Raw genomic sequence first — 9,916 nt, forward strand, 5'->3', positions numbered from 1 at the left:
TCTCGATAACGTTATCGACTTCACTGCAACCATTAAGGGGCGGCAAGGCAATGTCATCAATGTCGCTGCGCTGGCCGGACAGCCGGCAGCCGAAAATCCTGCTGCGGTTGTGACGTCAGCAAGCTGGGATCCTGAATCGCTGACACTGAACATCACGCTGGGTTGTGATGAGCACGGTGTTATCACGGCTAAACCCGGAGACGTTGCAGAGGCTGTCGGTGGTGTTGATGGCGCAAAAGTCAGCGCGAGCGGGCGCGGTGACGGGATTGTCCAGCCCTTCAGCCTGCAATTAGCGGGGGGTGAAGATGAACCCTTTCCACTCAATACGCCGGTTGCGGTTGTCGGCACCACGCTGTTATCCCGCCTGGGTGAAAAAGGTACGCTTAAACAGGCACTGACTGATATTAACGATCAGCGTAATGCGCTGACGGTGGTGGTGCGTGTTGCGGATGAAAACGATGAGGCAAAACGACGCGCGGCGGTACTGAAGGGGATCGGCACCCTGTCATCAGCGAAATCTGTTACGACGTACCAGCCGCGTATTGTGATTGCACCGGGTTTCAGTGAGGACGATGCGGTTGGTAAGGGGCTGGAAACCGTGGCCGGGAAATTGCGCGCCGTCGCATATGTTGACTGCGCCTACGGTGCGACGCTGCAGGAAGTGGTACAGCGTCGCCAGTCCTATGGCGCACGAACTGAACTGTTGCGCCCGCGGGTCCAGGCGAGTGATGCAGATGGCCAGTTGGTTTATCGCCCTTACTCTGCGTTTGCTGCCGGGTTACGCGCCCGCATCGACTTTGAAAAAGGCTGGTGGTGGAGCAAGTCGAACCAGGACATCAACAACATCCTCGGTGTTGAGCAGATCGATGAATTTATCCTCGGGGATGAGAACTGCGATGCAAACCTGCTCAACATGCAGAACGTGTCCACCATTATCCGCCGGGCGGGTTTTAAACACTGGGGGAACCGCCTGTGTGCAACCAATCCTCAGTGGCGTTTTGAATCTGTCCGCCGTACTGCTGATGTTATTGAGGACAGCATTCAGGAAACCATGCTGGAGTATGTTGACCGCCCACTGGACCGGGAAAATGCGGATGACATTATCGGCACCATCAATGCCTATATGCGGCAACTGGTCGGGCTTGGCGCCATATTCGGTGGGCGGGCCTGGCTGGATGAAGAACTGAACACAGCGGAAACCATGGCGTCGGGTGTCCTGTACATCAACTATGACTTTGGTCCGAAATCGCCGACTGAACTTATCAGCCTGCGCGTCCGGGTGAACAATAACTATGCGCTTGAGGAGATGCTTGCAGCATGAGCGATAAAAACACACTACGCGTCTGGACCTTCTTCCGGCAGGGGATCCGTATTCAGGGGGCGCATGAATTTACACCGCCGTCTCTGGCAATTGTTAAAACGGATATGCGTACCGGCGCACAGGATGCGCCCACCCCGGTTGATGACGGCATGGAAGCACTGACCTGTCAGGTTAAATTTTATGGGATAGATACGGACATGCTGGCCAGCTTCGGTTTTGTCAGTGGCAGCCGTTCACGCTTTACGGCTTATCAGGGCTATCTCGGTAACGGTACTGCGCGCGGTACGGTTGAGGAAATCGAGGGGTTTGTACAGACCGTCACGCCGGATGCCCGGGGGAAGGACACGCTTTCCGAAAATGCCGTGACGGTTGATATTGCTGTCAGCTACTACCGTCAGTCACTGGACGGGCGAGAACTGTTTGCCATTGATACAGAGCGTTTCGCCCGCCGGGTGAATGGCGTTGATGTCCTTTCAGGTCTGGCTGCCAAAGTGCGTCTCTGATTTCACTGTTATCTCACCACTGTAACGGCCTGCGGGCCGTTTTTTTATGGAGCATCCTATGAGCTTTCCTGGTGAAACCCGCGTTATAAAACTGTATTCCCCCGTATCACTTGATAACGGAGTCGTGATCGATAAGGTCACCATGCGTGAACCGCTGGTTCGAGATCGCATCACTCATGCCAAAGACCGCGGTAACGAAGAAGAGAAAGAAGCCCGCATGATTGCGCTGTTGTGCAATCTCAGTGAACAGGATCTCTGGCTGATGACGGCAGCAGATTATTCACAGCTCACGGATGCCTTTAACGTTTTTATGCTCCCGCCCGCGAAGCGACCGAAGGCGGGCTCCTCCGGGCAATAAGATTTCTGGGGCGGCGGCTGCATTTCCCGATGGCGGAATACCTCGATATGCCGTTCAGCACTTTCTCTGATTTTTTGACCGATGAACTGGAGACGATGAACCGTGGGCGCAATAAGCCAGAACCTTAAGGCCGTCATTACCTTTGGCGGAAACCTGGATAATTCATGGAAACGGTCTGCCGATGGTCTGCAAAAAAGTCTGAAAGATGTCGGAAAGCAGTCTGAACGACTGGCAAAAGACCAGACTAAACTGGCAGCAGAAATCAAGCGCGCCAAACTGGCCGGTGCAAGCCTGGGGGATTTGAAGCGCCGCTACACCGATGTTTCCAGGGAAATCCGCAAAACGGAGGCGGAGCAGCAGAAACTGAATGTACAGATGCAAAAAACACAGCGCATTCAGGCGTTCAAGGGTGCCGGTAAAGGTCTGTTCCGGCGCGGTCTGGGGATCGCCGGGCAGGTGGGCGGGATGTTTGGATCCGGGCTGGCTATTGGCGGTGGCGGCGTGGTGGCTTCAGCACTTGGCACACTGATAGCGCCAGCTGCCACCAATGCTGAAACGGCAACCCGCACGAATGTGGCAAAAAGTTACGGCGTGGACGTGGCCACGTTTAATGCCTGGGATTCTCTGGCGAAGCAGTACGACATGAATGCGGAAAACATTGGCGATCTCTTTGAAGAGTATCTGCACAAATCCGGGGAGTATAAACAGAACGGTAAGCAGAGCTCGCTGCAGGATGCCTTTGAAACGCTCGGGTTCAAAGCAGGTGATTTTGCCGGGCTCAGTGATATGGCGCAATTCGACAAAATTGTTGAACGGGCGCTCAGCCTTCAGGATGAGTCAAAAGCTTCCTTTGCTCTGGACTCTCTTTTTGGCGGAGAAGCGAGCAAACTGCTGATGCTTATCAAGCAGTCTGGCCGGAGCTACCGCGACCTGATGGACGAACAGCGGCGCTACAACCTTGTGACCAAAGAGGGCGCTGATGGGGCTGTTGCGGGTAATCAGGCTATCAATAATCTCCGCACCGTTTTCTCTTCTGCGGTCGCAGAAATTTCCGGACAACTGGGAAATGAACTGGCGCCTGATATCAGGCGCCTGACGGATGATCTTGCCGACTGGTTCAAAGGTGGTGGTGTCAGGCGCATTGTGACTTTTCTGCGAAACGATCTCTATCCCGGCGTTCTGTCTTTCGGGCAGGGGGTGGTTTTTGTCGGCAAAATTATTTACGCCCTGGCTAAAAAACTGTCCTGGCTGTTGCCAGATGACAGGAGCGATCAAAAGGATGTGCTGAAGTCACTGGCTATGACTGGGTCGGTGGATTTCGCCAGAATGACTGCGGGACGCAAAGGGCAGGGAGAATGGTTCGAGCAGCAACTGAAGGACAATCCAGACCTCGCTGACGATGTAAAACAGTCTTACGCCTCAACGCGGGGCTTTTTTAGTGATGATGAAGAGGCATTTAATAAATCGCTTGATAAATACCTGACACCGGAAGGCGGCGATACGCTTTTAAACTGGAATACAGCGCTACAGAGGAACAAGGGGCGTTCAGTGCAACCACCCTCTGATTCGTCGGGGGGAGATATCGGGTACTGGGATACCTTACTTCAGCGTATGGACAATCTGGATAAACAGCCACCATCCAGGCAGGTTACAGACAACCGAAAATTCGAATACCGATTCGAAATTAATGCCGCGCCGGGGCAGGATGAGAAAGCCATTGCCGATGAAGTGACAACGGTGACGAAAAACAATTCTGCCTTTAATGGTGATAACAGCCTTCTGGATGGGGGATTTCTCTGGTGAGTGAAATTATCCCGATCTTTGAAGATTCCGGTCAGCGCAGTACCAGCGCATTACGGGGTGGGCAGGAAGCCCGCGTCATGATGATGCTGGGGAATTTTGCCTTTTCGATTGATACAACGGCTTATCATCAGCTCACCCGTGAGGCCAGCTGGCGCTGGAGTGAACAGGAACGCATTGGCAAACAGGACCTTCTTCAGTACACCGGAAAGCCCGGGCGTACTGTCAGGCTTGAAGGGCAGTCTCACGCCTTTTTCCGTAAAGGCGTGGAAGGGGTGAATGATTTATTTGATCTTGCCGATCAGGCTAAACCCCAGCAGCTTGTCAGCGGAGAAGGTGATGTGCTGGGGTGGTGGGTGGTGACCGACTTTTCAGACACGACGAGTAAGTTTTTACCGGGTGGCGGTCACCGAAATAAAAACTGGACGATGACGCTGAAACACTATGCCGACGATCTATCAAACCCGTGACGGGGACGTACTGGATGCGATTTGCGCCGTGCATTACGGTACTGAAAATCTTTCAGACTCAGTGACTCAGGTTCTGGAGGCCAATCAGGGGCTGGCGGAGCAGGGGGCTGTGTATCCTTCCGGCTTGTACATCACATTGCCGGATCTGGTGATGCCCGTTGCGGAATCGCCATTTAGTTTATGGGATTAATATGGCAGATCAGACAGCAAGGCCGGAATATGCGCCGGCATTCAGCATACAGGCCGAAGGGAAAGATATAACCCGGGTGCTGCAAGAGTGCCTGAGTGAACTGACCCTGACGGATTATGGTGGGGCAACAGCAAAAGCAGATGAACTGAAAATCAGTCTCATCTCTGAAACGCTGGCGCTTCCCACCAAAGGTGCCCGGCTTCAGGTCGCTCTGGGATTCAATGAACAACTGATCGATAAAGGCTGGTTTGTTGTCAGTGGCGTCTCGAGCGGTGGCCCGCCAAGGCGTATCGAGCTGTATGCGACCGCCGCGCCGATGAATGCACAGAAACAACCCGGAGACGTGACAAGCCAGAAGACACGGAGCTGGGATAACCTTCGCCTTGCCGATATTGTCAAAACCGTGGCCACCGACAACGGGCTTATTCCCCGCGTGGCCGACGCACTGAAAGATATTCATATCAGCCACATCGATCAGGTGGCGGAATCTGATGCCAACCTGCTCGCAAGGCTTGCGCGTGACTACAATGCAGTGAGCAAACCATCAGGCGGTTACTGGCTTTTTTTGCAGCAGGGAGCCACGGTAACGGCTTCAGGGAAACAGACTGGCGGGATAACCATCACACCGGATGAAGTATCAAACTGGTCCTACAGTGAAGGTGAGCGGGGGAGTTCGACGGGGAAAGCTACGGGGAGCGGAGGAAAAGCCAAAGAGAAAATCGGTGTGCGTTATTACGACGAGGAGGATGGTACGACAAAGACCTCCACGGTTGAACATGATGGCCCGGCGATGATCAATCCCTATACCCAGTCGGAGAAAACCACCGCCGAGCAACAGGCAAACTCCAGGAAAACTCAGGCGAAACGTAACGAGCAGAAAATGACGCTCACGGGGCCATGTCGCCCCAAACATGTTCCGCTGACAGCAGAGGCAGGTGTGACGACTTCCGGTTTTGGCTCCCGTGAGGATCGGGCCTGGGTGGTTGAGTCTCTGGTCTTTTCTCTGACGTCAGCAGGATTCAGCTACACCTACAACCTTGTCGTGGACATTCGTAAACCCGCAGCGGCTTCGAAAAAATCAGAAAAGCAGGACAAAACAGGCCCGTCCTACTTCGGTTAACCCTCCCGCCATCCGGCGAATCAGCAACGGAATTTAATCATGAACGGTGTAAACAACCGGACCGGAAAACGCCTGTCCGGCGTCGCCCATTTGCGCCAGTCCGTCAGCGACATACTGACCACGCCCATCGGGAGCCGGGTTCTTGTCCGTGACTATGGCAGTGATCTATTTTCGCTGGTGGATAACCCACGGGATGATATGACCCGTCTACAAATAATCGCCGCGTCTGCGACCGCACTGGCCAGGTGGGAGACGCGACTGAAGGTAACCCGTGTGCTTGTTTCCTTTCCTGAAGGGAAGTCCGGCTGTGTACTGGATATCGAGGGGATCAACAAGGAAACCAATTTACCTGTCAGAACGGGAGACATAACGATTTATGGCAAGCAGCTATGACGTGATCAACCTGTCAGAACTGGACGTACCGGATGCCATTGTGGTGCCGGATGCGACGGAAATCTTCACCCGGTGGCTGGCGCGCCTGCGGGAACTTGATGAGCAGTTTGATGCGCTGGTGGAATCCGATCCGACGTTTAAACAGGGGGAGGTGAATGCCTATCAGCTGACGCTGGCTTTTCAGCGGGTTAATGATGCCGTGCGGGCGGTATTTCTCGCGAGTGCAAAAGAGGCTGACCTTGACCAGATAGGTGCCGCATTCAACGTTAAGCGGCAGGTGATTAAGCCCGGCGATCCACTTGCTGTTCCGCCTGTGGAGCCTGAGCTGGAAGGCGATGCGGCATTTCGCGAACGTATCCAGCTTTCATGGGCACAGCTGAATACAGCAGGCGCGCGTAACGCTTACCGCTTTCATGCAAAGTCTGCCGATACGGATGTGCTGGATGCAGATGCCTATGGGCCGGAAACCCATAACCGGCCCGGCTACGTTGATGTCTATGTCCTTTCCCGTACCGGGGATGGGACAGCGGGACAGCCCCTGCTTGATAAGGTTAACAGCACACTGAATGCGGATGAAATCCGCCCGTTAACGGACTATGTGACGATAAAAAGTGCCACGATTGCAAACTATGCTGTTACGGCAGAACTGGAAATTCCGGAAGGACCGGACGCCAGTACAGTGCTGAATAATGCCATCGATGTTTTACGGTCATACACCACGCTTTCCCATCGGATTAAAACCGTCGTCCCCCTGTCCGCCATTTATGCAGCTCTGCAGCAATCCGGTGTGGTCAGGGTAAGACTGATTTCTCCGGTGGCAGATCTGGAAGCGGAAGCGGGTAAAGCACCGTGGTGTACCGCCATCAATGTCACCCGCAGAGAGGTCAGCAGCAATGACGGCTAAGTTTCGATCCCTGCTGCCTCCTGGCGCATTTCATGAAGAGCGGGCGCAGGAGCAGACCAGCGCTGAGCAAATCGCCACTCTCGATACCAATATGGTGCGCAAGTCCAAAAACCCTGATACCTGCCCGGCGCATCTTCTCCCCTGGCTGGCCTGGGAGCATGCTGTTGATTTCTGGGATGACAGCTGGACAGAGGCGCAAAAGCGGCAGGTGATAAAAGATGCCGCTTATGTTCATCAGCACAGGGGAACGGCCGGGGCGGTACGCCGTTCTCTTGGGTCAGTGAACCTGCCCACGACTGTGGTTGAGTGGTGGGAAGACACCCCACGCGCTGTACCTTACACCTTCCGGATCGAAGTACAGAGCAGTGAAGGGGTCAGTGACGCTCTCTATCATCAGATACGCCAGCTTACTGACCGTGCCAAGAACCTGCGTAGCTATCTGAGCAAAATTGATGTGATGGCGAATGTGGGTATGGACGGTGCTTTTTATATTTCGGGTGCGACAACAGCGCATATCGATGTGGACATTTTTGCCGGGGAATCTCATGGCTGATTACTACTCAATTATCACTAACCGGGGTAAAGAACTGGAGGCAGAGGCGCTTGCCAGTGGTCGTCTGATTACTCTGACTCACTATGTGGTGGGTGACAGTAATGGCAAGCAGGTCAAGCCTGATCCGGCGCAAGTCCGGTTGATTAATGAAACTTACCGGGGAGATATCGCTGAACTGCTTGTGTCACCGGAACAGTCCACACAGTTAATGGCGAAAATCGTTCTGCCGACCGGGATTGGTGGATTTACCGTTCGTGAAGTTGGTTTAATGACGGATACCGGAGAACTTTACGCGGTGGCAAACTGCCCATCGATCGATAAACCTGTTGGTGGTGTCAGCGTAAATATGCAGTTTCGCCTGGCAGTATCAGATACCTCAAGCATCACGCTGAATGTTTCCACAGGAGACGGGTTGTTTCTGCGTATAGACCAGAACCTGAAAGAGATAAAAGCGCGTGGCGCGGAAGCACAAAAGACATCGCGGGAGTCAATTGGTGTCGTTGATGGTTCTACACAACAAAAGGGGTTGCTCCAGCTTAACAGTGCGGTGAACAGCACCAGTGAAACACAGTCGGCGACTCCGCTGGCTGTCAAAATCGCGATGGATAATGCGAATGCGCGACTGGCTAAAGACCGGAACGGCAATGATATTCCTAATCCGCAGTTGTTTGTCCAGAATATCGGTTTAAAGCCCACGGTTGATAAGGCTGCTAATGCCGTTGATAAAAACGGCGACACAATGACCGGGGGACTGACGCTGGTAGAAAGTGATATTGTCCTAAAAACATCCAGTTCAGACAGCCCGCAGTACACAATTATTAATACCACAACGGGGGCATCTGTGAATATGGACCTTATTGACAGAAGGTTTCGTATTTTTGGTGTTCCGTGGGGTGGTGGTCCTGTTAAACAATTTACGTTCGATCTGGAAACTGGCGAGTTCAGTATTCCGCAGGCCAGTATAAGATTTGGGTCGGGTATCATCCAGGCTGATGCAAATATTTACGGCGCTGCATGGGGAGAGAACGGTAATTCGGGCTGGATAAATATTTGGATAAACAATCGCATTAATGAGGCGAAAACATGGGTTAACCAAAATTTTATTACTGGTGTGAAACGTGGTGCACAGAGCAGTATGGTTATGGATGGCGGACTGGTGGAAGCTCCTTCTGGCTGCGTCCTGACTGGCGGGAACGGAAACGAGAGCAATCAGGTCGGTATCGCTTTATATCGTCCTCTGCAAGTATGGCGAAATGGTGGCTGGGTAACGATTGGTGATTAAAAAATGAAATTAACTAATTTACAACGCTATATTCCTGACGAGTATTTTTTGGGTGATGATATTCAGTATTTTATCGATGCCACAGGAAAGGACTGGTATAAATCGCTGTCTCAATTCACAAAGAAATACAGCCTGGCAATCGAAAACGATACTGGCATTATTCGTAGTATCAGCGAAGATGCATCACGGCTTTATCCCGGTGGTTTGACGGTTGTTGATGTTGACAGTATTCCTGATGGTTGTGACATCTTCGGGGGATGGTTTTTTGACGGGGAAAAAGTTATTCCACGCCAGTACACAGATGAAGAACTAAAGCGGCAGGCAGAAGCAAAAAAACAGGCGCTGCTTATGGAAGCCGATGCCGCGATTACACCACTTGAACGGGCAGTCAGGTTAGGCATGGCAACCGATAAAGAAATATTACTGCTCACTGAATGGGAAAGATATTCGGTACTTCTGAGCAGGATTAATACCAGTAAACCGCTGGAAATTGTCTGGCCGGACAAACCAGACCAATAGGGGCGGGATTGAGAATTCATCCGCTGCAACTTAATCAAAACAAGGTTGTAGCGGATATTTAAGAATTTCATTCACTCACTAACCAGAACTCAGCCTCTTCAAACATTTCCTGGACAGTACGGCTTATCTGCTCTTTCTCATGCTTGCTGGCGTCAGTGTTGATCGCCGGCAGTGTCATCATCGGTTTTACACGGACATCAGCATCCGGGAAAATCCGGTGAACCCTCTTACTCAGTTCGCCCAGAATGATGTCTTTTGCACCGGGAAGACCATCAAAATTCCTTTTGTCATAAACGAGTTCCACGAACATTGATTATTGCCTCTTTACTGGATGAATATACAGTATTTATACTGTGTTTTTATCCGGTATTCAAGAGAGGGCGTAAACATGGGCTTTCCTTCACCTGCGGCTGATTATGTTGAAAAAAGGATTTCCCTCGATCAGCAACTAATCAGACACCCCGCAGCGACTTATTTCATGCGGGCATCGCGTTCACATTTCA

The 9,916-nt window shown here is 52.3% G+C and carries 13 protein-coding genes and 1 pseudogene; 13 read left to right on the plus strand and 1 reads right to left on the minus strand.

Features of this window, described 5'->3' with window-relative positions:
• From FDX03_RS06770 to FDX03_RS06825, 12 genes are all read left to right on the plus strand, one after another.
• On the plus strand, positions 1–1,321 hold a 1,321-nt coding region (locus tag FDX03_RS06770; RefSeq protein WP_249357003.1), incomplete at its 5' end, for a phage tail sheath C-terminal domain-containing protein.
• A complete protein-coding gene (locus tag FDX03_RS06775; RefSeq protein WP_086523770.1) occupies positions 1,318–1,824 on the plus strand; it encodes a phage major tail tube protein in 507 nt (168 codons plus the stop codon). The genes FDX03_RS06770 and FDX03_RS06775, both read left to right, overlap by 4 nt.
• Positions 1,825–1,882: 58 nt before the next feature.
• On the plus strand, positions 1,883–2,182 hold the full coding sequence (locus FDX03_RS06780) for a phage tail assembly protein (protein ID WP_116360788.1): 300 nt from the start codon (positions 1,883–1,885) through the stop codon (positions 2,180–2,182).
• Positions 2,183–2,284: 102 nt separating this feature from the next.
• Entirely contained in the window at positions 2,285–3,985 is a 1,701-nt protein-coding gene (locus FDX03_RS06785; RefSeq protein ID WP_137345674.1) for a hypothetical protein, read from the plus strand.
• A complete protein-coding gene (locus tag FDX03_RS06790; RefSeq protein WP_101743198.1) occupies positions 3,982–4,452 on the plus strand; it encodes a phage tail protein in 471 nt (156 codons plus the stop codon). The genes FDX03_RS06785 and FDX03_RS06790 overlap by 4 nt, the downstream gene beginning before the upstream one ends.
• The gene (locus FDX03_RS06795; protein WP_086523767.1) at positions 4,427–4,642 is read left to right on the plus strand and encodes a tail protein X; all 216 of its coding nucleotides are present in this window, start codon (positions 4,427–4,429) and stop codon (positions 4,640–4,642) included. Before FDX03_RS06790 ends, FDX03_RS06795 begins: the two co-directional genes overlap by 26 nt.
• 1 nt (position 4,643) lies before the next feature.
• Complete coding sequence (locus FDX03_RS06800) at positions 4,644–5,762, plus strand: contractile injection system protein, VgrG/Pvc8 family (RefSeq protein WP_086523766.1); 1,119 nt, start codon at positions 4,644–4,646, stop codon at positions 5,760–5,762.
• A 39-nt stretch (positions 5,763–5,801) separates the two neighbouring features.
• Complete coding sequence (locus FDX03_RS06805; RefSeq protein WP_101743195.1) at positions 5,802–6,155, plus strand: GPW/gp25 family protein; 354 nt, start codon at positions 5,802–5,804, stop codon at positions 6,153–6,155.
• Positions 6,139–7,059, plus strand: coding sequence for a baseplate J/gp47 family protein (locus FDX03_RS06810; protein ID WP_086523764.1), 921 nt, complete (start codon positions 6,139–6,141; stop codon positions 7,057–7,059). The genes FDX03_RS06805 and FDX03_RS06810 overlap by 17 nt, the downstream gene beginning before the upstream one ends.
• A complete protein-coding gene (locus FDX03_RS06815; protein WP_137345675.1) occupies positions 7,049–7,612 on the plus strand; it encodes a phage tail protein I in 564 nt (187 codons plus the stop codon). The genes FDX03_RS06810 and FDX03_RS06815 overlap by 11 nt, the downstream gene beginning before the upstream one ends.
• Positions 7,605–8,894 carry a phage tail protein gene (locus FDX03_RS23855; RefSeq protein WP_349290435.1) on the plus strand — a complete coding sequence of 430 codons (1,290 nt, stop codon included), beginning with the start codon at positions 7,605–7,607 and terminating at the stop codon, positions 8,892–8,894. Before FDX03_RS06815 ends, FDX03_RS23855 begins: the two co-directional genes overlap by 8 nt.
• Before the next feature lie 3 nt (positions 8,895–8,897).
• A complete protein-coding gene (locus FDX03_RS06825) occupies positions 8,898–9,413 on the plus strand; it encodes a tail fiber assembly protein (RefSeq protein ID WP_137345676.1) in 516 nt (171 codons plus the stop codon).
• Positions 9,414–9,480: 67 nt separating this feature from the next.
• Here the strand turns inward: FDX03_RS06825 and FDX03_RS06830 are convergent, their stop codons facing one another.
• The gene (locus FDX03_RS06830) at positions 9,481–9,723 is read right to left on the minus strand and encodes a DinI-like family protein (RefSeq protein WP_115642623.1); all 243 of its coding nucleotides are present in this window, start codon (positions 9,721–9,723) and stop codon (positions 9,481–9,483) included.
• Positions 9,724–9,795: 72 nt separating this feature from the next.
• Between FDX03_RS06830 and FDX03_RS23130 the strand changes: the two are divergent.
• Positions 9,796–9,916 (plus strand): annotated as a pseudogene (locus FDX03_RS23130) (LexA family transcriptional regulator); the annotation flags it as partial.

The organism is Citrobacter sp. wls827, assembly GCF_005280875.1.
GTDB lineage: Bacteria > Pseudomonadota > Gammaproteobacteria > Enterobacterales > Enterobacteriaceae > Citrobacter > Citrobacter youngae.

Coding starts and splice junctions, on each gene's coding strand:
- FDX03_RS06775 (WP_086523770.1), top strand. CDS start 1,318: ATGAGCGATAAAAACACACTACGCGTCTGGACCTTCTTCCGGCAGGGG.
- FDX03_RS06780 (WP_116360788.1), top strand. CDS start 1,883: ATGAGCTTTCCTGGTGAAACCCGCGTTATAAAACTGTATTCCCCCGTA.
- FDX03_RS06795 (WP_086523767.1), top strand. CDS start 4,427: ATGCCGACGATCTATCAAACCCGTGACGGGGACGTACTGGATGCGATT.
- FDX03_RS06800 (WP_086523766.1), top strand. CDS start 4,644: ATGGCAGATCAGACAGCAAGGCCGGAATATGCGCCGGCATTCAGCATA.
- FDX03_RS06805 (WP_101743195.1), top strand. CDS start 5,802: ATGAACGGTGTAAACAACCGGACCGGAAAACGCCTGTCCGGCGTCGCC.
- FDX03_RS06810 (WP_086523764.1), top strand. CDS start 6,139: ATGGCAAGCAGCTATGACGTGATCAACCTGTCAGAACTGGACGTACCG.
- FDX03_RS06815 (WP_137345675.1), top strand. CDS start 7,049: ATGACGGCTAAGTTTCGATCCCTGCTGCCTCCTGGCGCATTTCATGAA.
- FDX03_RS23855 (WP_349290435.1), top strand. CDS start 7,605: ATGGCTGATTACTACTCAATTATCACTAACCGGGGTAAAGAACTGGAG.
- FDX03_RS06825 (WP_137345676.1), top strand. CDS start 8,898: ATGAAATTAACTAATTTACAACGCTATATTCCTGACGAGTATTTTTTG.
- FDX03_RS06830 (WP_115642623.1), bottom strand. CDS start 9,723: ATGTTCGTGGAACTCGTTTATGACAAAAGGAATTTTGATGGTCTTCCC.